Raw genomic sequence first — 24,812 nt, forward strand, 5'->3', positions numbered from 1 at the left:
CGATAGTCCAACTTATCAACTTTTTCGATCAAGGGCAGTTCATCGATCTTTAGCTTCTGGTAATTTAAATTGTCCGGAGCAGTTAACTGAGGCATGCGGGAGTTTCGCGTCAACAGGAGTACTAACTTCATCAACGCAAGAATAATCATTCGTTGACGCTTGATAATATCAACTAAATAGGTTAATAATAGAGGTAGCAACTTGTCATCTTCCTTTCTTTTGGGGAAATAGTGCGGTGTCGTTACCATCACTATTGACCAAAAATTGGGGGGTGGCAAGTTGTTTTTGTCGTTAACCCCGTTAAATCAACGAAAAAATACAAAATTGAACGTCTGGCAGAGCTAAACTTTGACAGTACGGGAGGAAGAGTAGGGGGAACTTTATGAAAAAGTCATTTCTAAGAATTGCCAGCTACATTTCAATTGCCTTCATCATGCTGTACGCATATCTGATCGCGAAAGGATTCAGCGACTGGGGGAAGCTTTTGTCTTTTGATCCCCTTCTCATTCCGATTCTTTCGGCAGGCTTGTTCCTATCCATCTACGTGCATATTTTTCTTCATGAAGCGGGACATTTTCTGTTCGGAAAACTGAGCGGTTATCGGCTGGTCAGTTTTCAAGTCAGACATTACAAATATAGCCAAACGGATCACAGCCTGCATCATATGCAGACTGCCTCGCCTGTGCTGGCGGGCCAATGCTTGATGGCGCCACCGAAAGGGGACTATGCGGAATTGCCGTATCGCAGTTATCTGCTGGGGGGCGTTATGGCAAATGCTTTGACGGGAGCATCCTTGTACGGATCGGCTTTTATGATGGAGCTGAAGCTGGGCTCCCTGTTCGTTTTGTTCAGTCTTGTGCCTGTCTGGATGGCTTTAGCGAATCTGCTTCCGAAGGCGCAGAACGATGGGGCCTTGTTGATGGAAGCAAGCCGATCTTTGCACGCGCGCAAGCTTATGTTCCGACAATTGGAAATGGCAAAGCTCATCGAAGAAAAAGTGCCCTTTGCTGATTTGCCGGATGCCTATTTCGCAAGCTTAAAAGACCCGCATTATCAAAAAAGCTTCTTGGTCGATTACTTCTACATGGTCGCTTATGTCCGTGCTTTGGGGGACTTGGATTTTGAAGAAGCCGATAGCTTGCTGCTGGCATTTTCAGCCAATCGTCCAGTCGAAGAATCGGTCTATTGGCCGGTTTATGTGATGGAATCTTTGTTTTGCGATGCGTTGTTCGGAAGGATCGAAGCTGCAAAGGGAAAATTCGTCCAAATACAAGCCCATCCTTTGTTGAAAAGGTACTGGATTGCAAACAGCAGAATCAGAGCGGCCTATGCGTTTTTCTGCCTTGCCGATATTGAAGAAACGAAGAAATTGCTGGGACAGGGACCGGCAGTTGCCCAGGATTCCTCTCCGGAAACGGATGCCAACATCGAACTGCGCCTGTACCGTTGGCTGAAGAGTTATTTTGAAAACTAGAAAGACAAGTGAAAGAAAGAAGGTAACAAATTGATCTATTTCGACCATGCCGCTACCACGCCGGTGCGCCCTGAAGTTGTGGCAGTCATTCAGGAATCGCTTATCGAAGATTACGGGAATCCTTCCAGCACCTATGCGCTTGGAAGACGAACAAGACAGCATATCGACCAAGCACGCAGAATTTTTGCGTCATCCGTCAAGGCGGATCCGGCTGACATCATCATCACAAGCTGCGGTACTGAATCAAACAATACCGCAATCATACCGACTGCGTTGGCTTTGGAAGGGAAAGGCAAACATCTGATCACTTCTGCAACGGAACACCACGCAGTCCTGCATCCGATGCATTATCTGGAAGAGCTAGGCTTTGAGGTGACGTATCTGTCTGTTGACGATACCGGGAGAGTAACTTTGCAATCCGTGATGGATGCGGTTCGCGAGGATACAATCCTGGTCTCATTGATGTATGCAAACAACGAGGTGGGCAGCATCAATCCGATTGCCGAAATCGGTTCATTTTTAGCGGAGAAGAACATCCTCTTCCACACGGATGCGGTTCAGGCATTTGGCAGCGAGACAATTGATGTTAGGCAACAGCACATCGATCTGTTGTCCGTTTCCGCGCATAAAATCAACGGACCTAAAGGTATCGGATTTTTATACCGCAAAAATAGCCTACATCTGCCTAATTTCATCCATGGCGGCAGTCAGGAAAACGACCACCGTGGCGGTACGGAAAATACGCCTTATATCAGGGGATTTGCCAAGGCCATCGCTCTGATGGAAATCGAAAGGGAAGAGAGCAACCGCAAAAAACGTGGACTGGGTAATTATTTTCTGAGCGAATTAGAAAAGAGCGGAGTCCCATTTGAATGCAATGGCGTTTATCCTGAAGGGGTTCCCCATATTCTGAACCTTTGGCTGCCGGGTATGAGATCCGACAAAATGCTGATCCAGTGCGATCTAAAAGGAATCATGCTGGCAGCAGGATCGGCCTGTACAGCCGGCAGCCTTGAACCGAGTCACGTTCTGGAAGCCATGTACGGAAAAGGGAACCCTCGTGCAACGGAATCCCTGCGCATTTCGTTCGGACCGGATAATACAACTGATGAGGCAGACACATTGATTTCCTTGCTGAAAAGTATCCACAATAAGCAATACAAGAATGGCTGAACAAAGAAAAAAGTATGTTATGATAGAGAAAACGTTATCTTGGAGGACTGCAAATGGCATTCGAAAATAATGTATCTTTAAAGGGATCAGGCAAAACTTTCCAAATGAATGAACAAGTGAAGCGCTACACTTTGCGCGACAATGGCTTTGAAGAAACCAAAAACGGCAATTTTCAAATGGTCCGCGATTTGGACAACAGCGTGCTGCATAAGCAAGGGATCAAAGTGAAGATTGTCGTCGCTTCCGATCTGAAAACTTTGAAAGTTTCCACAACGACGAGCAACGGATTGAAGATGGTGGATGTTTATGGCAAAGCAACCATGGCGGCTGCGAAAGAGCAGTTGGAATATATATTGGACAGTCTGGTCGAAAATGGCGTCCTGGCTGAAGTGACTGAATGACCAGACTCTTTTAAGAGTCCGATAATGGCTAAGGACCGGTTCTGTAAGAGCAATTCTTACGACCGGTTTTTTTGCAACAAAATTAAAAATGAAACCCGTTTGGATCCATGTGCACCAAAAAAACACGATACACACTATAAGTACATTAATATAATTATATAAACCGCTATTTTTTTCATTCCATTTCCTATGAAATATGATATACTTATTCAGAATCGCACAAACAATTCGGGAGATGAAGAAAGTGGAACAAAAATATCAAGGCGCAGCCATGACCACAGTTGATAAAAGCGCCCTCAAGAAGTCACATTTATTTGAGACTTCACAAGTAAAATATTTCATCAGATGTATGCTTGCCGGTATGTTTTTGACGTTGGGTACATCAATCGCTGTGATGGTCGCTGAAAAAGCAGAACACATGCTGCCCGGTAGCGGGAAATTTTTCTACTCATTCATGTTTGCATGGTCTTTGGTCATGATCAATTACATGAACACAGAATTGGGTACATCCAACATGATGTACATGACAGCAGCCATTTACCGCAAGGTGTTGGCGCCAAAAAGAGCTTTAGCAATTTTATTCGCTTGTATCCTATTCAACCTTATCGGTGGCACAATCGCATCATTCATCATGTCATTCACAAATATTTTCCAAGATTTACCGGCTGAGCACTTCCTCTTCCATGCAGTTGAAGGCAAGTTGCTCAAAACGCCTATCCAGATGGTAGCCGAGGGTATTTTCGCAAACGTCATCGTAAATACGACTGTATTTGTGAGCGCCCATATGAAGGATGACGCCGGCAAACTTTTCTCGACCATCTTCATCATCTTCATCTTTGCATTTTTAGGCTTTGAGCACGTTATCGCCAACTTCTCTTCCTTCAGCCTTGCGTTTTTCGCGTTCGGCGGCGCTTTGCCAGGGATGACGGTCGGCAGCGTTCTGACGAACTGGTTCTTCGCTATGATCGGAAATTACATCGGCGGCGGATTGATCATCGGGTTGCTTTACGCATGGATGAACAAAGATTCCGAAGTATACGTAGACTAAGCTTCACAACTGAAAACGAGAAGGGTCCTGATGCCGGATCCTTCTCGTTTTTTTCTGCGGATAAAAAACGGACCGAAAGAAGATTTGTTCGTTTTTCCGGGCGGATGCTTGCCCCAACCGGCGAGAACGCTTACGGATGGTTGACAAAAACGAAGATTATCTGTATTGTTTTACTGTTATTTGTAAACGGAAATAAGTCATGCTAGCCGACTGTCGCAAGCGGCTGATAGATAGAACGAAATGTGATGAAGGAGGATTTTTTTATGAAATTGCTTGAAGAACGCATACTGAAAGACGGCATCGTGTTGGGGGACAACGTGCTGAAGGTGGACAATTTCTTGAACCATCAGATCGACCCGGTATTGATGCAACAATTGGGGGATGAATTTGCACGGTATTTTGCCGACAAAAAAATCACCAAAATATTGACGGTGGAGACATCCGGCATTGTGCCCGCAGTATTCACAGGTTTGGCATTGGGAGTGAAAGTTGTTTTTGCAAGAAAACAAAAGAGTCTGACGATGAAAGACAATCTTTATTCAGCCACCGTCTACTCCTTCACGAAAGATGTCACAAACGAAATCACAATCTCCAAACAATATCTTGATGAGAACGATACTGTCCTTATCATCGACGACTTTTTGGCGAACGGACAAGCCACCAACGGCTTGATGGAGATCTGCAATCAGGCTGGAGCGGAGATTGCCGGTGTCGGTATCGTCATCGAGAAATCCTTCCAAAAAGGCAGAAAAATTCTGGAAGAGCAAGGCATGGATGTCTATTCATTGGCGCGCATTAAGGCCTTTGAAAACGGTACGGTACAGTTCATCGAAGAATAGCAAGTCCGGAAGACAGACACGCTCTGTCTTTTTTTGTTCCTCAGGATCTTTCAATCAAGCTTCAATATCTCCACAAAGCGTTTTGGAATTGTGGTAAAATGTTAAATATACATGAGATTATGAGCATTATCTTAATGAGGAGGTTCAACAATGAGAATTGAAACACAATGTTTACACGAAGGGTATCACCCAGGGAACGGTGAGCCAAGCGCTCTGCCGATTTACCAAAGCACGACATTCAGATATGACTCCACTGAGCATATCGGGAAATTATTTGATTTGACGGCTGCTGGACACATGTATTCGCGCATCTCAAATCCTACTGTTGCAGCTGTGGAAGAGAAAATTGCGGCGATGGAGGGTGGAGTAGGGGCTTTGTGCACAACTTCCGGACAGGCAGCCACTATGATCAGCTTGATGAACATCCTGAAGGAAGGCGATCATTTCATCAGCACCGCCTCCATTTATGGCGGAACCATCAATCTGTTTGCCGTAACCTTGAAGCGTTTCGGGATCGAATGCACCTTTGTCGATCAAGAACTGCCCGAGGAAGAAATCCAAAAAATGTTCAAACCTAACACAAAAGCAGTATTCGGCGAAACCATCGCAAATCCAGCATTATCCGTTCTGGATATCGAAAAATGGGCAACGATTGCGCACAAAAACAACGTGCCATTGATTGTGGACAACACGTTCCCGACGCCGTACCTCTGCAGACCGTTTGAGTTTGGAGCGGATATAGTGGTCCATTCCACTTCGAAATACATGGATGGCCACGCAGTGCAGATGGGCGGTGTCATTGTCGACAGCGGCAATTTTGATTGGAAAAACGGCAATTTCCCTGAATTCACCGAACCGGATGAGTCCTATCATGGCATCGTCTATACGGAAAGTTTTGAGAACGCTGCTTATATCACAAAAGCACGGGTACAAATGATGAGGGACATGGGGGCATACCCAACCGCCAACGCAGCCTTCTTGTTGAATCTGGGGCTTGAAACGCTCCCTGTAAGGATGGACAGACATTGCAGCAATGCCCTGAAAGTCGCTGAATATTTCAAACAGTCAGATAAAATCGAATTTGTGAATTATCCGGGCTTGGAGGGCGACAAGTACCACGAACTGGCAAATAAATATCTGCCGCTCGGAACTTGCGGCGTCATTTCGCTCTCGATCGAAGGAAGCCGGGAAAATGCCATCAAATTCATGGACAGTCTGAAATTGGCGTCCAATGAAGTGCATGTGGCCGACATCCGGACTTGCGTGCTCCATCCGGCAAGTTCGACCCACAGACAGCTGACCGACGAACAATTGGCAGCAGCAGGCATTACACCAGGTTTGATCCGCTTTTCGGTAGGACTTGAAAATGTGGATGATATCATCGAAGACATCGAGCAAGCTTTGGCACACTTGAATTTGGATGCAAAACCTTATACAGTCTGATTGAAAGTGCCCCTAACGATGAAGCAGAAATCCTTCCAAGGTTTTCTGCTTTGTTTTCTTTATTGCAAAAGATTTTTTCACTCATTCAATTTGAGAAGAACGGAAGTGACAGGATGGCGTACAACAACAAAACGGCACTCATCAAATGGATTGCGATCCTTACAATGACGATCGACCATATCGGTTATTATCTGTTCCCTTCACTGCTTTTTCTTCGTCTTGTCGGGCGCATCGCCTTCCCCTGTTTTTTGTATACAACCGTGAAAGGGGTCAGGGAAACGCGTGATTTTCGCAAGTATCTGCTGCGACTGGTCCTGACCGGGTTCATCAGCATGCCGATAACCGCCCAAACAGGGAATGTCTTCAATATCCTGTTCACCTTGGCTCTTTTTGCCTTATCGATCAAAGACTACCGGTTCATCTTGCCGGCAATTTTTTTGGTCCATTTTACGGAATACGGCTTGTACGGCTTTTTGATGGGCTGGACAATTTATGTGCTGTCGGAAAAACACACCGGAGCGGGCATTGTCTTGTTTTTGCTGGTGAATGGATTGCAATTCCCCTCGCTGCAGGCATTCGCTGCCTTGGCGCTCATTCCGATGCTCCTGCCGGTTACTTTCCCGATCAGACCGCTGCCGAAATGGGCCGGCTATGCCTATTATCCGATTCATCAAATTGTCCTGATGCTTATCGCCAAGCTGATGTGACAATGGGTTGTCTGCGGAAAGGCAAGAAAGCTTGAAATATGCGCCGGGATGGTGTAAACTGTTTTTTTGTATCGGGTTTAACTTATATATTGTAAGAAGTGATAAAATACACAAATCAAGTAAGGGTGTGATAGGCATGCAAGACAATTCAAAAATACGCGTGGTGGTCGGAATGAGCGGTGGCGTTGATTCTTCTGTCACAGCGTTGCTTTTGAAGGAACAAGGCTACGACGTCATCGGCATTTTCATGAAGAATTGGGATGATACGGATGAATTCGGATTCTGTACGGCAACGGAAGATTACAAGGATGTTCAGGCTGTCGCACAACAGATCGGTATTCCTTATTATTCCGTCAATTTCGAAAAGGAATACTGGGACAAGGTCTTCCAATATTTCCTGGACGAATACAAGAAGGGGAGGACTCCGAATCCGGATGTCATGTGCAATAAGGAAATCAAATTCAAGGCATTCCTGGATTACGCGATGGAACTGGGCGCGGATTATGTCGCAACCGGGCACTATGCGCAAGTCGTCCGTGACGAGGACGGTACCGCTCATCTGCTCAGAGGAGTGGATGACAATAAGGACCAAACCTATTTCCTGAATCAGCTATCCCAGGAGCAACTTTCCAAAACGATGTTTCCGCTGGGCGGAATCAAAAAACCGGAAGTGCGCCGCATTGCTGAAGAAGCGGGGTTGGCGACAGCCAAGAAAAAAGATTCTACAGGTATCTGTTTCATAGGCGAGAAGAACTTCAGAGAATTCTTGACGAACTTTCTGCCGGCGATCCCGGGGAAAATGGTCACTTTGAGCGGCGACGTGATGGGTGAGCATGCCGGATTGATGTACTATACAATCGGGCAAAGAAAAGGTTTGGGAATCGGCGGCGGCGGGGAATCCGATGATCCTTGGTTCGTCATCGGCAAAGACCTGACGACCAACACGCTTTACGTGGGGCAAGGCTACCATCATGAAAACCTGTACGCCGACAGTCTGGATGCGACCGATATCCATTTCACCTCCGAAACCAAGAAGCCATCCGTCTTCACCTGCACGGCTAAATTCCGTTACCGCCAACAAGACACTGCGGTCACTGTCTATCTGAACGAAGACCAAACGACCGCCCGTGTGGAATTTGCGGAACCGGTCCGTGCCATCACACCTGGCCAAGCTGTCGTGTTTTATGACGGTATGGAATGCTTGGGTGGGGGCACAATCGACAAGGCCTATCAAGCCGACCATGTCCTGCAGTACATCTAAATAATAAGCGAGAGGTCGGTTTTTTCTCCGGCCTCTCTTTAATTTGGGCGGGAATTGTGGTATCGTTCTTAAGGAATCTTGTTACAAGTCTGAATATTTTAAAAAAGGGAGGGGATCATCCGGATGGATACAGAACAAGGCTTTATCGTTGGAGAAATCAAAGCGATTTTCTTTGAAAACGCGAGTAATTTCTACAAAGTCATGCTGATTTCAGTCAGTGAATCGAATCTCCCGCAAAAAAATGATGAAATTGTTGTGACGGGAAGCTTCGGGCAGATAACCGAAGATACAGCCTACCGCTTTTTCGGCGAAATCGTGGAGCATCCGCGATACGGCGTCCAATTCCAAGCCACTTCCTATCAGCAGGAAAAACCCACCTCCAAAAATGGGTTGATTGCATTCTTGTCGGGAGAACGGTTCCCGGGCATCGGCAAACGGACAGCCGAAAAGATCGTGGAGACTTTTGGCGAGGAGGCAGTCGACGTTATCCTCGATGACCCTGAGGCTCTGAAAAACATCAGCGGCATGACGCCCAAAAAAAGAGAAATGATGCGCGATGTCCTGATGCAGACGCAAGGAACCGAGAAGATCCTGATCGCTTTGGCGAACTATGGCTTCTCCAATAACCAGGCAGCGAATATCTTTCATTTTTATCGGTCAGAAACACTGACCGTCCTGAACGAAAATCCATACCGCCTGCTTGAGGACATCGAAGGCATCGGTTTCAAGAAGTCCGATCAATTGGCGGAGGAGTTGAACTTCGCTCCGGACCACAGCAGCCGGCTGAAGGGTGGCTTGTTTGCGACATTGCAGGAACTTTGCCTGTCGAACGGGGATACGTATGTCGATGGGACTGTCCTGCTTGAACGGACGATCCACCTGCTTGAGCAGAGCAGGCGCTTCATCATCGAGGATGCGCCTGTCATCGAAGCGTTGATGGAAATGGTGATGGACATGAAAGTGGTCGAGGATCACAGTCGTTTTGCCATTCCATCCCTTTATTTCGCTGAAGAAGGCATCGCATCATCGATCGACAGACTGCTGAAACGGAAAACAAAAATTGCTTATCCAGGAGTGGATTTGGATCTGGAAATCGAGAATCTGCAATCAAACCTGCAGATCCGCTATGGGGCCTCCCAAATCGAAGCGATAAAAGCAGCTTTGCTTTCACCGTTCTTCATCCTGACAGGTGGCCCCGGTACCGGTAAAACGACTGTTCTGAAAGGGATCGTCCGCATGTTCTCCGAGTTGAACGATCTGCCGGACGACCCGAACGACTATAAAGGCGGACTTTTCCCGATATTGCTTGCCGCTCCGACTGGCCGTGCCGCAAAACGGATGCAGGAAACGACAGGTTTGCCCGGAAGCACGATTCATCGCTTGCTGGGCTTGACGGGCCAGGAAAAGGAATCCGATGAGCTTTATACGCAAGAGCTGGAAGGCAAATTGTTGATCATCGACGAAGTTTCGATGGTGGATACGTGGTTGATGCACAGGCTCCTGAAGTCCGTGCCGCCCGGTATGCAAGTGCTTTTTGTGGGTGATAAGGACCAATTGCCATCGGTCGGTCCGGGCCAGGTGTTGTTCGATCTATTGAACTGCAAATCATTGCCGCAAGTCGAGCTGAACGAGATATTCAGGCAATCCGGCGATTCCTCGATCATCCCGTTGGCGCACGAAATCAAGAACGGTATCCTGCCCCGCGATTTCCGGAACAATCAAGCTGACCGCTCGTTTCTGCCTTGCCAAACGCATCAGATCGAACCGGTGATCCGGCAAGTCGTCGAAAAGGCGAAATCAAAGGGTTTCACCGCGAAGGATATCCAGGTTCTGGCGCCGATGTACAAAGGCGCTGCCGGTATTGATGCCATCAATACGATGATGCAGGAAATCTTCAATCCGAAAGGGAACAAGAAAAGACGGGAAGTCGCTTTTTTTGATGTTGTCTATCGGGTAGGCGACAAAGTGCTCCAGTTGGTGAACCAGCCGGAAAATAACGTCTTCAACGGGGACATGGGAGAAATCACCGCCATCCAATTCGCAAAGGAAACGGAAGAGAAAGTCGATCAGATCACGATCCTGTTCGATACAGTCGAGGTCACCTACAATCGGAACAATTGGAACAAGTTTGTGTTGGCGTACTGCTGTTCCATCCATAAGTCCCAGGGAAGCGAATTTACGATGGTCATTCTGCCGATGGTGAAGCAGTACGGGCGGATGCTGCGGCGTAATCTGCTTTACACAGCCATCACCAGAAGCAAAAGCAAATTGATTTTGTGCGGGGATTACGAAGCTTTCGAAACGGCTGTTGTAAGCACGGGCGATATCCGGAAAACGATGCTGCATGAAAAACTGGAACGGAACCTAAACAATGACAAGGTCTTCACTGCGGAAGAACCTGCCGAGAGCAAGGAAAGGAAGGCACCCGACGCTGGGAATCAATCTGCTGAATCGACTGCCGAATCCGCAAGCTTAAAAGCAGAAGATAAAAAAGCTCCAAAAATAGTACCCGTCTACCATTTGACCAGCGAACAGATTTCCGATGGGAGCATCGATCCGATGGTCGGCATGGAAAATGTAACGCCGGAAATGTTCATGAATGAAAAATAATCCGGGAAAAGTCCGCAGGCAATGAAGAATGTGTCTGCGGACTTTTCTGCTTCCAGAAAATCATTAAGCGCAGGGCGCTCCAATCAACGAAGCAGCCAAAGTCGGTCGATTCCGAAATAGAAATTAACTACTCGCCGCCTCAATATTCTGCTATACTGACAGTAAAGCAAGTTACTGGTTTTCCAATACAGCTACAAGAAGAGAGTGGTATAATGGAACTATTTGATCAATTGATGAATCCGAACTGGAAGAACATCCCGATGGAGCACAAGCTTGTTCTTGCCAGCAGCGTTGTCCGTTATTTTGTGAATCCCCTGTTGCCTGTCGCGGGTATCTGTCCGGCGTATTACCAGATGGGTGGAATCAAGACCGAGACGTTTACAGTGGACATCAACGGCGCACCGTTTGTTTTTGTGCCCGGGCACAAGGAGGCCGTCCTCGGATGGGACAGCGGAATAAACGGCCTGGATCCATTGGACATCAGCTCCGACAGGAAAGAGATGTATCTCGCCATCGAAAATTGCCTGAAGCTGTCTGTTCAAGGCGCTGAGTTTTTGCATGACGATCATTGGATGAAGAAGAAAATCGAACCGATCCATTCTTTGGAGGAATTGGAAGATTTGGTCAACAGCCAAATGTCCCAGCTTCGGACGACAGAGATCCCCCCGCTTTTGGTGGAAGTCAGTCCGACTTATGTTGGAATGACGAAAGTCGGGAATTATGCAGTCATAAACGGAAAATTTGAAGGCCAGCGCGATTGGTTCGACATACACGAGAAGGCTATTCATCAGGCTTTGATGCCGAGCGCAAACGGCTCCTCGGTATTTGCGGACTTTCCGGCACATCTGGTCCAAAACGATGATTTCTTCCTGAGGCAGAACGAAGACTTGGATTCGTACACGGTTTTCGCGCCTTACCAGACCACTTATGCAGAGATGCGCAAGCAATTGGAGAAAGACGGCATGGGATTGCTGTCCAGCAATGAATGGGAATATTGCTGCGGGGCGTCGACCCGCAGGCTTTTCCGTTGGGGCAATCAGTTGCATCGCAACCTGTTCGAACCGGAAGACAGTCATCTCTACAAAAAAAACATGTTCGGTCTGGAAATCGCAAACATGGGTTGGGGACCGGAACTCGTCGAAGACGGCTTGTTGGTCAAGGGCGGCTGGATTTCCATCCAAGCCGAGAATATTCTGGAGAAACTACTGCCATACGCTACCTATTATGAAAACCATGCGGATGCTTTAAATGAGAAGCGGCAAGAGCCGCTGACACCCGGCTATTACTGCGCCAGACGTTCCATCCGCATAGAAATCTGACCTGTGCCGATTTTCTCAAGAACTGCTTGCATGCGGACGGGATTTTGGTTATACTAGTTTTTGATTGAAGCAGAGGATATAGGAATGGATAACAAAAGAGAGTTTCTGTTTGGTGAAAGGAAACGCATCCGTTTATGCTCCCTTTGCGTGAATATAGTAGAAATACTATCGCTTCCAGCGTTAACGGATCCGAGAGGTAATGAATGATCAAAACATTTCATTGCAAACAAGGTGGTACCGCGTGATTCGTCCTTGTATGCAGTGGGGTGTTTTTTATTTTTGTTCACTCAAAAAAACAATGAAGAGAAAAGGAAGGTAATAATGAAGAATCTGACAAGCAGTGACATCCGTCAAATGTATCTTGATTTTTGGGCAACAAAAGGGTCAAAAGTGGAGCCGAGTGCTTCGCTGATACCCGTCAACGACCCTACTTTATTATGGATCAATTCAGGCGTAGCGACATTGAAAAAATATTTTGATGGCACATTGATTCCTGAAAATCCGCGCATCACCAATGCCCAAAAGAGCATCCGCACAAACGATATCGAAAATGTTGGCGTGACCGCAAGACACCATACTTTATTCGAAATGTTGGGGAATTTCTCGATCGGGGACTACTTCAAAGAAGAAGCGATTCCTTGGGCTTGGGAATTCCTGACGGACGAAAAATGGTTGGCGTTCGATCCGGAGCTGCTTTATGTAACTTACTACCCTGAAGATACGGATACGAAACGCATTTGGCAGGAAAAAGTCGGTTTGCCGGAAAATCATATCGTTCCGATCGCGGACAACTTTTGGGATATCGGTGCAGGCCCGTGCGGACCGGATACGGAAATTTTCTACGACCGCGGCCCAGCATTCCAAGACTTGCCTGACGGTGACCCTGAAATGTATCCGGGTGGTGAAAATGAACGCTATCTTGAAATCTGGAACCTTGTGTTCTCCGAATTCAACCACAAACCGGACGGCACCTATGAGCCGCTTCCGCACAAGAACGTCGATACGGGGATGGGTCTGGAACGCGTCACGAGCGTAGTCCAAAACACACCGACCAACTTCGAAACGGATTTGTTCATGCCGATAATCAAAAAAATCGAAACGCTGAGTGACGGCAAGAAATACGGCGAAAACAAAATGCTGGATATTTCCTTCAAAGTCATCGCTGATCACGTGCGCGCCGTCAGTTTTGCGATCGGAGACCGTGCCTTGCCGTCCAATGAAGGCCGCGGCTACATTTTGCGTCGCTTGATCCGCCGATCTGTCATGCATGGCCAAAAATTGGGCATCGAAAAATTGTTCCTGAACGAATTGGTTCCGGTTGTGGCAGATATTATGGAATCCTATTATCCAGAAGTAAAAGCTGACCAGGATTTCATCATCAAAGTCATCACGAATGAAGAGCAACGTTTCCAGGAAACGATCCACGAAGGGATGGACATCCTGAACAGCGTCTTTGAAGAGATGAACGAAAAGGGCGAAACGGTCGTAAACGGCACAAATGCCTTCAAACTGTACGATACATACGGCTTCCCGTTGGAATTGACGAGCGAATATGCCGAAGAAAAAGGCTTCAAAGTCGATACAGAAGGATTTAACCAGGAGATGCAGGAGCAACGGAACCGCGCCCGTGCAGCTAGACAAGTGGAAGACTCCTTCTCCGTGCAATCCCCAGTCTGGGCTGAAGTACTGGTTCCGAGCACTTTTTCAGGATATGCTCAAACGAAAATTTCATCCGAGCTTTCAGTGATGGTGGCGAATGACGACATCGTCGAGAAAGCTGCTGCAGACGATCGCGTTCAGATCATTTTCCGCGAAACGCCTTTCTACGCAGAAATGGGTGGACAAGTTGCGGATAAAGGAACAATCGAAACCGAAACTGGTGAAGTGGTTGCAGAAATCGAAGATGTCAAACGCGCTCCTAATGGCCAAACGATGCACATCGCGCGTGTCCTGAAGGAAATCCATTCGAACGAAACTTATGTTCTGCACGTGGATGAATCCCGCAGAAGAAACATCACGAAAAACCATACAGCAACGCATCTGCTGCACCAAGCGCTGAAGGATGTTTTGGGAAATCATGCCAACCAAGCGGGCTCGTTGGTGAATCCGAATCAGCTTCGTTTTGACTTCACGCATTTCGGCCAAGTAACAGCAGAAGAGTTGGTGCGGATGGAAGAAATCGTGAATGAAAAAATTTGGGAGGCCTTGCCGGTTGTGACTGTCGAAACAACCATCGATAAGGCGAAAGAAATGGGCGCCATGGCTTTGTTCGGCGAGAAATACGGCAAAGAAGTCCGTGTAGTCGATGTCGGCGGCTATTCAGTCGAGCTTTGCGGCGGAGTCCATGTTCAAAATTCGCAGGATATCGGCGTCTTCAAGATTTTGTCCGAATCCGGAATAGGTGCAGGTGTTCGACGCATCGAAGCAGTGACCGGACAGGCAGCTTATCAGTATTTCCGTACAAAAGAAGCTGAATTGAACGAAGCGGCTCACCTTGTGAAAGCCCAACAAACAAAAGAAGTGGCCGGTAAAATCAATCAACTTAAGCAAGAAATGAAGGAAATGCAAGGCGAAAACGAGTCCTTGAAAGCAAAAATCATGAATGCCGAAGCCAAAGATCTCTTTGAGAACGTGGAAACCGTCAACGGCGTCACTTACATCACCTATGAAACAAAGAATCAAGATATGAATGCATTGCGTCAATTGGCTGACCAATGGCGTCAAAAGGCTGTCTCTGACCTTTTCGTGGCAGCTTCAGCTACAGACGGTAAAGTCAATATGCTGGCTGCAGTTTCCAAAGACAAGTTGGAACAAGGCCTGAAAGCCGGCGATCTGATCAAGACGCTCGCTCCGTTTGCTGGAGGCAAAGGCGGCGGACGTCCGGATATGGCACAAGCCGGCGGCAATAATCCAGCAGGCATCCCGGATGCGCTGAAACACGTTGCTGTCTGGATCGCTGACAATACAAAATAAGCATACTTTCCCTAGGGCAGGCATCCAACAATGGATGCCTGCCCCAGTTTGTAAGTCCGATCCGTATGCAAAAAAATGCGGAATATACAAACAGGAAGGAGAGTAGACAAGTTATGACGCCGATCCGCAAAGGCCAGCGTCATTTCTTTGTTGTAGTTTTTTGTGATTTCTTGTAAAATGGTAAATATACTAAAGAAAACTGGGGTGTCGCTATGAGTTCGAAAGATGAAACGATGTTGTTTAATTTTGATGACAATCTTAAAAAGAATGTACAAGAGACATTAGCCCTTGTTTATGACGCATTGGAAGAAAAAGGATACAACCCTATCAACCAGATTGTGGGCTATCTGCTTTCTGGCGATCCAGCTTATATCCCGCGTCATAACGATGCCAGAAACTTGATCCGTCGTCACGAACGTGATGAAATAATGGAAGAATTAGTGAAAAGCTATCTTTCTGGAACAGGCAGAATCATCCAATGAGGCTCATGGGCTTGGATGTCGGATCAAAAACGGTAGGAGTGGCCATCAGCGATCCGATGGGATGGACGGCGCAAGGGATAGAAATCGTCAAAATCGATGAGGCCAATGGAGAATTTGGACTTGATCGGATTGCCGAATTGGTTAAGCAGTATGAAGTTGAGAAGTTTGTACTCGGCTTGCCAAAAAACATGGATAACAGCATCGGTTTTCGGGCGGAAGCTTCCATCGCCTACGGAAAGTTGCTTGAAAAAGAGCTAGGCTTACCGGTCGATTACGTTGATGAGAGGCTGACCACTGTCCAAGCAGAAAAAATGTTGATCAATGAAGGAAACGTTTCCCGCAAAAAACGGAAAAAGGTAATCGACAAACTTGCTGCTGTCATACTTCTTCAGAATTATTTGGACAGCCAGTAAAGAGAGTGGTTTTTTTGTCCTATTTGCGTTACAATATCCTTTGTTTGAACGATAAAAACAATACTTAGATAAAGAGGTGCACACCATGACTGAACATAATCACGATCACGACCATAATCACGATCACGACCACGATCATGATCACGACCATAACCACGAGCACATCACTATCGTGGATGAGAACGGGAATGAAGAGTTATTCGAAATCCTGTTCACTTTCGAATCAGAAGATTTTGGAAAGTCCTATGTTCTGGTTTACCCAGCAGGAGCTCCTGAAGGGGAAGAAATCGAATTGCAGGCTTATTCCTATGTTGAAACAGAAGATGGCGGAGAAGGCGATTTGGAGCCAATCGAATCGGATGAAGAATGGGATATGATCGAAGAAGTCCTGAACACATTTATGGAAGACGAAGACCTTCAATAAAATTGTAAGTGACTTGTAAAGAAGATAAGAGAGGATCGGGACAATTGATGTCTGGATCCTCTTTTGTTTTGTGGCCGCTGGCTTGTTTTTGAGCGGTCCGGATCCGAACTGAAAAACTGATGAGAAAACTGTCCAATATGCTCCATATGTCTATGCAAATAACAAAAAAGATTCAATTTATATAGGTTTTCGTGTATAATTACGGAAGTCGAATGGCTGATAGTCAACAAATAGCCACATACTCAAGTTAGGAGGCCTCGTCTTTGTCACAAAATAATCAGCAAGAACCTCAAGAGCAAAAAAAACTCATTCGTCCTACATTGGAAAAAGAAGCCGTAGACAAAATGAAAATACGCAAAAAAGAACGGTCACTTGTGCGGAAAATTGTTTTTGCAATCGTAACGATAGGGATCCTGTTAGGGGTCATTGTTGGCTTTGCCGGCTACAAATATATAACAGACGCACTTCAGCCACTAGAGCCAGAAAGTACGGAAGTCGTTGAAGTGGAAATTCCGATAGGGACGTCCACAAAAGGGATCACACAACTGTTGGAAGAAGGCAGCGTCATAAAAAACGCGACCATCTTCAACTACTACATCAAGACGCAAAACGTTTCTGATTTCCAAGCGGGATTTTATGAATTATCGCCTTCCATGAGTCTGGACGACATCATTGCGACGCTTCAAGCGGGCGGCAGTCCTGTGCCACAATCGAGCGATCACAAAATCATCGTAAGAGAGGGAAATACGATCGAAGAAATCGCAGCGGAAGTCGAAGAGAAGACGGACTTCACAGCAGAGGAATTTTTGGCGAAAGTGAATGATGCGGAATTTTTGGCAAATGCTGCTGCACAATACCCTGGAATTTTGACGGAAGCCTCCCAACGTACCGATACGCGTTATCGTCTGGAAGGATACCTCTACCCGGCGACTTATGATTATATGACCGGAAATAGTTTGGATGAAGTCATTCTGCAAATGCTGCAGAAGACGAATGAAGTGCTTACGCCATATGCAGAGCAAATCGCTTCTTCGGGCCATACGCTTCATGAAATTCTGACAATTGCCTCGCTTGTCGAAAAAGAAGGCGTCACTCCGGAAGATCGTGCGAACATTGCCGGCGTATTCTTTAATCGTCTGGAAATCGATATGCCGATACAATCGGACATCAGTATTTTGTATGCATTGAATGAACACAAGGAATTAGTGACTTTTGAGGATCTTGAAATAGATTCACCATATAACCTGTATAAAAATACAGGAATGGGGCCTGGTCCGTTCAACAGTCCAAGCGAAGGATCCATTCAAGCTACATTGTCCCCAGCGGACACAGCCTATCTGTATTTCGTTGCAGACACAGAAACAGGCATTGTTTATTTTTCCGAAACATATGAAGAACATTTGCAATTGCAAAGCCAATACGTAGACAGCGAATAAGCCGAATAAAGTGAGCTGCAAGAAGAGAGGAAGAATACACCAGTGAAAAAACCTATCGTTATTGGGGTGACAGGGGGATCGGGAAGCGGGAAAACCAGTGTCAGCCGGGCCATCTTAGACAAGTTTACCGATGTTTCCATTTTGCTGTTGGAACAGGATTTTTATTATAAAGATCAAAGCGACCTACCGTTTGAGGAACGCCTGAAAACAAACTACGACCATCCATTTGCTTTTGATACGGATCTGTTCATCAAAGATCTTAAGAAATTAATCCAATATGAGAGCATTGAACAACCGGTTTACGACTATTCAAAACACACGCGCAGCGATCAAGTGATCCATCGCGAGCCGAAAGAAGTCATAATCGTTGAGGGAATACTCATTTTAGAGGATCAACGACTGCGTGATCTGATGGACATCAAAGTCTATGTGGATACGGATGATGATATCCGTATCATCCGCCGAATCAAACGCGACATGGAATCAAGAGGCCGGACCCTTGACTCTGTCATCCACCAATATCTGACAGTGGTCAAGCCGATGCATCAGCAATTCATCGAGCCGACCAAAAAATTTGCGGATATCATCATTCCTGAGGGTGGACAAAATCAAGTCGCAATCGATCTGATGACCACGAAAATTGCTTCAATTTTGTCTGAAAATGCAGAATAACAATAAATGCCTGTAATATTTTAAAAATATAATTGCTTTTACTGGAATTAAGTGGTATTTTATATTCACTATTAATTAGGCAGACAATTAACGATATAGAGCTACAGGAAATGATTATTTCTCTTTGGATGACATGCTACCTGTTCCGGATCCGTTTGACTTTCGAGGACAGCTAGCAACAGATAAAAAGGGAACTGCATACTTGTGCTGAATATTGTATATTGAATCATTACTTAAAAGGGGCATATTTCTTATGATCGAAAAAGCATATCCGATGACAGCTGAAGGTAAAGCTAAATTAGAAGCTGAACTTGAAGATTTAAAAGTGAATAAAAGAAAAGAAATCGTTGAACGCATCAAGATTGCCAGAAGCTATGGGGATTTATCCGAAAATTCGGAATATGAATCCGCGAAAGACGAACAAGCTTTCGTTGAAGGCCGCATCACTACATTGGAAAAAATGATCCGTTTTGCGGAAATCATCGAAGTACAAAACGTCGACACTGATATGGTTTCACTTGGACGCAAAGTAACATTCGTGGAATTGCCGGATGGCGATGAAGAAACGTACATTATTGTCGGTAGTGCAGAAGCAGATCCGCTTGAAGGTAAGATTTCAAACGATTCTCCGATCGCTAAAGCCTTGTTGGGCAAGCATATCGGTGAAGAAGTTGTCATTGGTACACCGGGCGGCGATATGAACGTGAAGATCGTCAGAGTGGAACAAGCTTAGACACAGCAATCAAGAAGAGGGTAGGACAAAAATCATTCCGTATGATTTTTGTCCTACCCTCTATTTGTTTATGTTTAGTTCCAACTCTTCGGGTATAATAAGTGGGTACATGATTTCAGTTGGCCTGTACGACTTTAGTCTTAGCGAACAATCCACCCTTAGCGCACTGTCAAATCGGTCCAGGTAATCTATAATGGAAGCAGATATTTAGGCTGAGATTCGGCGGGAAATGTATACAATTTTATGGAACACCATAGAGGAAGGAGGGCCTGGGATGAAAAAGAATGCCTTGAAATTATTTTTGCTCATTGAAGGGCTATTGGGGTTGGCTGTCCTGTTTCAATTGGTTCAGGACACAGATTTGCTGCTGGTCTTTGTGTTCGGGTTGATATTCATCAAAGTCGGCACCATTAAAGGCGAGCGGCGCCAGATTCTTGGCTTGGTCGGTTGGTTCATGGTAGGCATGAGCATACTCTCCACTTTCTCAGTGTGGCTGATGCTGATTCTTTTCATACTGTTCGTTGTCATCAATGGAAAAGGGATCTGGTCTGAGTTGAAGCTGGATGCTTATGTAGATGTTCCTTGGGAAGAAAAAGCATTCCGTACAGTCAAAACGAAAGAGCCGGAGCAGCGGAACGGTTCCAGAAAGCGTCAGAAATGGATCGGAAACACCAGTATCGGGACGGATGTCTATGAATGGGATGATGTCAATCTGACTGTATTCATGGGCGATACGATCATCGATTTGGGGAATACGTTGTTGCCGAAAGAGGAAAATATCATTCTGATCCGCAAAGGGTTCGGAAAGACCAGGGTAATCGTACCGTTGGGAATAGGGGTGTCTGTCCATCATTCCACCATCAAAGGCCAGCTTTTATTCAATGAAGATGAAATTGACTTGACCAATGAAACGGTCAAATTATACAGTCAGGGCTACGATGAGGCAAACAGAAAAATCAAAATCGTGTCCAATAGCCTGCTGGGTGATCTGGAGGTGATCTACCTATGAGGAGAAGCGCGGTTTTGATTCTGTTCAGCATGATACTCGGAGTCTTTGCATTGATCGTGGGCGGTGTTTTATTTGCCCTGAGGCCCTATTTAAGCTATCAGGAACTGATCGAGGTGGATCGTTTTTATGTGCCGGCATTTCTTTACATCATCGTATTGATGCTGTTTGCCGCCATCGTTGTAACTTGGATCGCCCACTTTTACTTGAAAAATCAAGAAAACCGCATCAAGGACAAACTGCATTGGCTTTACCTTGGCAATTATGAGCATACGGTATTCAACAAAAAGCGGGATAAATCATTGTTTTTGGATCAGTATTGTCATGCGATCCATATCGAAATCGAAATGCTCCGGAAAAAGATGCTCAGCCTTTCCCGGGAAGTGCAGCATTTAAGCGCAAATCCGAAACAGATCGGCAACGAAACGAAAGAAGAAATACTCGAACAGGAAAGGCATCGCATCGCAAGGGAACTGCATGATTCCGTGAGCCAACAACTCTTTGCCGCCATGATGATGTTATCCGCAGTCAATGAGCGGGCGGATGATTTTCCGGAAAAAATACAGAAACAGATGCGTCTTATAGAAGGGATCATCAATGAGTCCCAGTCGGAAATGAGGGCGTTGCTCCTGCATCTTCGTCCAACCAAACTCGAAGGGAAATCCCTGAAAAAAGGGATAGAACAGTTGCTGGTGGAATTGAAGTCGAAAGTCCAAATCATGATCAAATGGGAAATCGATGATGTGCATACAATGAGTGGCATCGAGGATCATTTATTCCGTATTGTGCAAGAGCTGCTTTCGAACACTCTGAGGCACGCAAAGGCTAGCCATCTGGAAGTGTATCTGAAACAAACCTTGCAGGAAATCAGTCTCCGGGTTTATGACGATGGCGTCGGCTTTGATACTTCGATTGAAAAATCCGGCAGTTATGGCCTTATGAACATCAAAGAACGTGTGCAAGGAATGGGAGGGAGCTGTAAAATCATCAGTTTCCCCAAAAAAGGGACCGTGATCGAAATACGGATCCCGAATACCAATGTGAATACAAACAATGCAAGTGCTGAATAGGATGACGGAAGTTTTTGAAAAAAGTTTCTTTAGGAGGGTTCAGGTTGATACGTGTATTGATTATCGACGATCACGAAATGGTAAGGTTGGGTTACTCGGCTTATTTATCCATCCAAGATGACATTGAAGTGATAGGGGAAGCGGAAAACGGTTTGGTCGGATATGAAATGGCCTTGAATTTGCGTCCGGACATCATTTTGATGGATCTGGTCATGGAAGTCATGGACGGCATTGCTGCGACAAAAGCGATATTGAATGAATGGCCGAAAGCGAAAATTATCATCGTCACCAGCTTCATCGATGACGAGAAGGTCTATCCGGCATTGGAAGCCGGGGCATCCAGTTACATGCTGAAAACCTCTTCAGCGCATGAAATTGCGGATGCTATCCGTTCCACTTACCACGGCGAGTCTGTCCTGGAGCCGGAAGTGACCGATAAGATGCTGGAGCGCTTCTCGAAAAGAAATATCCGTCCGTTGCATGAAGAGCTGACCGCCAGAGAGCGGGAAGTGTTGCTGCTCATAGCGCAAGGCTACTCCAACCAGGACATTGCCGATCAACTTTTCATCACACTGAAGACAGTCAAAACGCATGTCTCCAATATTTTGACAAAGTTGGAAGTGGATGACAGGACCCAAGCCACAATCTATGCTTTCAAGCATCATCTGATTCAGTGACTTTGAGCAAAGTGTTATAAAATGATGCTTCCTTATGATAAGATGAATACGATAGATAGCATTGAGAGGGGGCAGGCTGATCATCTGATCAGCGACCAGATGAAAATAGAAATCAGTGAACGCGCACAAAAGTGGTTTGAACAGGAAATGGGCATTTCAGGCAAAAAAGGGGTTCGTTTCCTTGGAAAGGTCTACGGCAGCAGCCAAATACATGAAGGGTTCTCCGTTGGGCTTGATGTGGATGAGCCAGTATCGCCGATCGGAAAAGCCGAATACAATGGCATTTTATATTATGTAGAGGATGCAGATGATTGGTTTTTTAATGGCTATGATCTGTATGTCGGATTCGATGAAAAACAACGCGAACCGGAGTATAACTTCATCGCACAAAATAAAGAGGACAAATAGAAAAAGAGGGCGCTGGATTTTTGATCCAGGCCCTCTTTTTCTATTCTGTTCAGGTTTTCAGGTTCAGACGCCCATGATGACGGGTACGATCATCGGACGGCGCTCCGTTTTTTCATACAGGTAAGGCTGGATGGCATTCGTAACGGTGTCCTTTAATTTTTTCTCGGTGACCGCATCGGCACCCTTCAGCAAAGAAAGAACATCTTGGCGGACGATTGCTTGCGCTTCATGGATCAGATCGCCTGATTCGCGCATATAGATGAATCCTCGGGAAAGGATGTCCGGTCCTGCCAACAAATCTTTGTTGCGGAAATCGACAGTCAATACCACGACCACAAGGCCATCTTCTGAAAGGACACGACGATCGCGCAATACGATGTTTCCGATGTCGCCGATGCCTTTTCCGTCCACATAGACATCCGTCGCCGTAAAGCTGCCGGCTCGTCTCGCGGAATCAGCCGTCAAAGCAAGGATTTCCCCGTTATCGGATATGAAGCAGTTCTCGGCTGGAATACCGACTGATTCTGCCAATTCTGTATGAATCTTCAGCATCCGGTACTCGCCATGAACTGGCATGAAGTATTTTGGTTTCATCAATGTCAACATCAGTTTCTGCTCTTGTTGGCCACCATGGCCGGAAGTGTGGACGTTGTTTACTTTACCGTGAATAACGGCTGCCCCAGCTTCCAAAAGTAGGTTGATGACGCGGTTGACACTGGTTGTGTTGCCCGGAATCGGAGAACTTGAGAAAATGACAGTATCGCCAGGTTGGATGGAAATCTGTCTATGTGTACCATTGGCTATTCGGCTCAAAGCAGCCATCGGCTCACCTTGGGAGCCTGTACACATGATCAGCACTTTATCCGCTGGAAGGCTGTTCAATTCGCGCGTGTCGATGAACAGGTCATCCGGAGCCACGATGAATCCCAATTCTCTGGCCGTGCGGAAGTTCGTCTCCATACTGCGTCCGAATATTGCGATTTTCCGGCCCGTTTCGAGCGCGACTTCAGTGACTTGCTGCAATCTGTAGATATTGGACGAGAAGGAAGCAAAAATGATTCTTCCCGAAACTTTTTGGATGATGTTTTTAAGGGATTGGCCAACAATTTGCTCTGATTGCGTAAATGTAGGTGTTTCTGCATTTGTGCTGTCGCTCAGAAGTAAAAGTACGCCTTCTTCCCCGATTTTCGCCATCTTATGGATATTCGCCGGTTTGCCGTTCGCAGGTGTGAAATCGAACTTGAAATCCCCTGTGAATACAATGTTACCTGGAGGAGTCTTGACCACGATCCCCATGGTGTCCGGTATGCTGTGCGTTGTTCCGAAGAAGCTGATGCTGGTTTTACGGAATTTGATGACAGAATCTTCATTGATTTCGTGCAGGATCGCATCCCTTAGCAAGCCGTGTTCATCCAGCTTGTTGCGGATCATGGCGAGCGCCAATTTGCCTGCATAGATAGGGACATTCAATTCTTTCAAAAGAAAAGGAACACCGCCGATATGATCTTCGTGTCCATGAGAAATGAACAATCCTTTGATTTTAGTTTGGTTTTGCACCAAATAACTGTAGTCGGGTATCACATAATCAATGCCCAGCAAATCATCTTCCGGAAACATGATCCCGGAATCAAGAATGATGATTTCATCCTGGAATTGTATGCCATACATATTTTTGCCGATTTCCCCTAAACCCCCGAGGGCAAATACACCGACTTCATTGTTTTTTATGTTAGGTTTCATACATTGAACTCCGTGATTGTAAAATCAGGATTTTTTTGTTCATATTCCAAATGATTGCCTTCCAAAGGCTGGATGAATTCAATGTTGTAGGGGGTATTTTGTTCGACTAATCTTCTGGCTATTACGATATCGGATGCCTCCACGTAAAGAGATTCCGTGTTCTCTCTAGTCGGTGCATCAAATTTTGCTGGTTGGTATGTTACTTTGAATATCATATAGTTCACTCCATTTTTCTTATTGTTTTTGATAGTACTGTACTTAAAAATTACAATCTTAGTTTGTTAACTTGGTCAATAGTTGTATTTTTTCATACAATCGGTACTGTAAGTTTACCACAATTAAGGCAGTTAGTATAGAAATGACTAGCAAAATCATTTTTGCCGGGGTGCAAGCCTTTCCAATAGTAAGGCAATTCTCTTTCGTTTTTTTTATCGAAAGCAATCAATATTTTTGTAGACTAAAACAGAGTAATTGGCTAGACTGGATACAGAGGGTTTGAGGGT

At 45.8% G+C, this 24,812-nt stretch carries 24 protein-coding genes; 21 read left to right on the forward strand and 3 right to left on the reverse strand.

The genetic code is table 11. The annotated features are described in order from the left end of the window. The coding region (locus tag BM184_RS15380) for a hypothetical protein (RefSeq protein ID WP_409373506.1) at positions 1–248 on the reverse strand (248 nt) is incomplete at its 3' end. Between the two features lie 134 nt (positions 249–382). Between BM184_RS15380 and BM184_RS04185 the strand changes: the two genes are divergently transcribed. The 21 genes from BM184_RS04185 (at position 383) to BM184_RS04285 (ending at position 22,569) form a co-directional block, all read left to right on the forward strand. After that, a complete protein-coding gene (locus tag BM184_RS04185; RefSeq protein ID WP_086941772.1) occupies positions 383–1,474 on the forward strand; it encodes a hypothetical protein in 1,092 nt (363 codons plus the stop codon). 30 nt (positions 1,475–1,504) lie between these two features. Next, positions 1,505–2,647 (forward strand): cysteine desulfurase family protein, encoded by a 1,143-nt coding sequence (locus BM184_RS04190; protein WP_086941771.1) that lies wholly within the window; start codon positions 1,505–1,507, stop codon positions 2,645–2,647. A gap of 53 nt (positions 2,648–2,700) precedes the next feature. Next, entirely contained in the window at positions 2,701–3,048 is a 348-nt protein-coding gene (locus BM184_RS04195; protein WP_086941770.1) for a cysteine desulfurase, read from the forward strand. Positions 3,049–3,319: 271 nt separating this feature from the next. Continuing rightward, on the forward strand, positions 3,320–4,096 hold the full coding sequence (locus BM184_RS04200; protein ID WP_086941838.1) for a formate/nitrite transporter family protein: 777 nt from the start codon (positions 3,320–3,322) through the stop codon (positions 4,094–4,096). A 263-nt stretch (positions 4,097–4,359) separates the two neighbouring features. After that, positions 4,360–4,935 carry a xanthine phosphoribosyltransferase gene (locus tag BM184_RS04205; RefSeq protein WP_086941769.1) on the forward strand — a complete coding sequence of 192 codons (576 nt, stop codon included), beginning with the start codon at positions 4,360–4,362 and terminating at the stop codon, positions 4,933–4,935. Between the two features lie 150 nt (positions 4,936–5,085). After that, the gene (locus BM184_RS04210; protein ID WP_086941768.1) at positions 5,086–6,378 is read left to right on the forward strand and encodes an O-acetylhomoserine aminocarboxypropyltransferase/cysteine synthase family protein; all 1,293 of its coding nucleotides are present in this window, start codon (positions 5,086–5,088) and stop codon (positions 6,376–6,378) included. 113 nt (positions 6,379–6,491) lie between these two features. After that, a complete protein-coding gene (locus BM184_RS04215) occupies positions 6,492–7,085 on the forward strand; it encodes a TraX family protein (RefSeq protein ID WP_086941767.1) in 594 nt (197 codons plus the stop codon). A gap of 136 nt (positions 7,086–7,221) precedes the next feature. After that, the gene (mnmA, locus tag BM184_RS04220; RefSeq protein ID WP_086941766.1) at positions 7,222–8,346 is read left to right on the forward strand and encodes a tRNA 2-thiouridine(34) synthase MnmA; all 1,125 of its coding nucleotides are present in this window, start codon (positions 7,222–7,224) and stop codon (positions 8,344–8,346) included. A gap of 123 nt (positions 8,347–8,469) precedes the next feature. Then, a complete protein-coding gene (gene recD2, locus BM184_RS04225; protein ID WP_086941765.1) occupies positions 8,470–10,956 on the forward strand; it encodes an SF1B family DNA helicase RecD2 in 2,487 nt (828 codons plus the stop codon). A 212-nt stretch (positions 10,957–11,168) separates the two neighbouring features. Continuing rightward, a complete protein-coding gene (locus BM184_RS04230) occupies positions 11,169–12,275 on the forward strand; it encodes a DUF7278 family profilin-like fold-containing protein (protein ID WP_086941764.1) in 1,107 nt (368 codons plus the stop codon). A gap of 321 nt (positions 12,276–12,596) precedes the next feature. Next, on the forward strand, positions 12,597–15,248 hold the full coding sequence (alaS, locus tag BM184_RS04235; RefSeq protein ID WP_086941763.1) for an alanine--tRNA ligase: 2,652 nt from the start codon (positions 12,597–12,599) through the stop codon (positions 15,246–15,248). Positions 15,249–15,460: 212 nt separating this feature from the next. Beyond that, positions 15,461–15,730, forward strand: a complete 270-nt coding sequence (locus tag BM184_RS04240) for an IreB family regulatory phosphoprotein (protein ID WP_086941762.1) — start codon at positions 15,461–15,463, stop codon at positions 15,728–15,730. After that, entirely contained in the window at positions 15,727–16,143 is a 417-nt protein-coding gene (gene ruvX / locus BM184_RS04245; protein ID WP_086941761.1) for a Holliday junction resolvase RuvX, read from the forward strand. The genes BM184_RS04240 and ruvX overlap by 4 nt, the downstream gene beginning before the upstream one ends. An 85-nt stretch (positions 16,144–16,228) precedes the next feature. Beyond that, the gene (locus BM184_RS04250; protein WP_086941760.1) at positions 16,229–16,567 is read left to right on the forward strand and encodes a DUF1292 domain-containing protein; all 339 of its coding nucleotides are present in this window, start codon (positions 16,229–16,231) and stop codon (positions 16,565–16,567) included. A 263-nt stretch (positions 16,568–16,830) separates the two neighbouring features. Further along, a complete protein-coding gene (gene mltG, locus BM184_RS04255) occupies positions 16,831–18,003 on the forward strand; it encodes an endolytic transglycosylase MltG (protein WP_086941759.1) in 1,173 nt (390 codons plus the stop codon). Positions 18,004–18,018: 15 nt separating this feature from the next. Next, on the forward strand, positions 18,019–18,675 hold the full coding sequence (udk, locus tag BM184_RS04260) for a uridine kinase (RefSeq protein WP_342746114.1): 657 nt from the start codon (positions 18,019–18,021) through the stop codon (positions 18,673–18,675). Between the two features lie 253 nt (positions 18,676–18,928). Further along, on the forward strand, positions 18,929–19,408 hold the full coding sequence (gene greA, locus BM184_RS04265; RefSeq protein WP_068560186.1) for a transcription elongation factor GreA: 480 nt from the start codon (positions 18,929–18,931) through the stop codon (positions 19,406–19,408). Between the two features lie 274 nt (positions 19,409–19,682). Continuing rightward, a complete protein-coding gene (gene liaF, locus BM184_RS04270) occupies positions 19,683–20,417 on the forward strand; it encodes a cell wall-active antibiotics response protein LiaF (protein WP_177208531.1) in 735 nt (244 codons plus the stop codon). Beyond that, a complete protein-coding gene (locus BM184_RS04275; protein ID WP_086941756.1) occupies positions 20,414–21,484 on the forward strand; it encodes a sensor histidine kinase in 1,071 nt (356 codons plus the stop codon). The genes liaF and BM184_RS04275 overlap by 4 nt, the downstream gene beginning before the upstream one ends. Before the next feature lie 44 nt (positions 21,485–21,528). Next, positions 21,529–22,161: a response regulator transcription factor gene (locus tag BM184_RS04280; protein ID WP_086941755.1), complete on the forward strand. Its 633-nt coding sequence runs from the start codon at positions 21,529–21,531 to the stop codon at positions 22,159–22,161. Positions 22,162–22,182: 21 nt separating this feature from the next. Then, positions 22,183–22,569, forward strand: coding sequence for a HesB/YadR/YfhF family protein (locus BM184_RS04285; protein WP_310793411.1), 387 nt, complete (start codon positions 22,183–22,185; stop codon positions 22,567–22,569). A gap of 63 nt (positions 22,570–22,632) precedes the next feature. On the opposite strand, the gene rnjA is transcribed toward BM184_RS04285, so the two are convergent. Together rnjA and BM184_RS04295 are read right to left on the reverse strand one after the other, a co-directional pair. Further along, positions 22,633–24,309 carry a ribonuclease J1 gene (gene rnjA / locus BM184_RS04290; protein ID WP_086941754.1) on the reverse strand — a complete coding sequence of 559 codons (1,677 nt, stop codon included), beginning with the start codon at positions 24,307–24,309 and terminating at the stop codon, positions 22,633–22,635. After that, a complete protein-coding gene (locus tag BM184_RS04295) occupies positions 24,306–24,524 on the reverse strand; it encodes a DNA-directed RNA polymerase subunit epsilon (RefSeq protein ID WP_086941753.1) in 219 nt (72 codons plus the stop codon). The genes rnjA and BM184_RS04295 overlap by 4 nt, the downstream gene beginning before the upstream one ends. Positions 24,525–24,812 lie beyond the last annotated feature (288 nt).

It is taken from the genome of Trichococcus pasteurii, from assembly GCF_900112935.1.
Classification (GTDB): domain Bacteria; phylum Bacillota; class Bacilli; order Lactobacillales; family Aerococcaceae; genus Trichococcus; species Trichococcus pasteurii.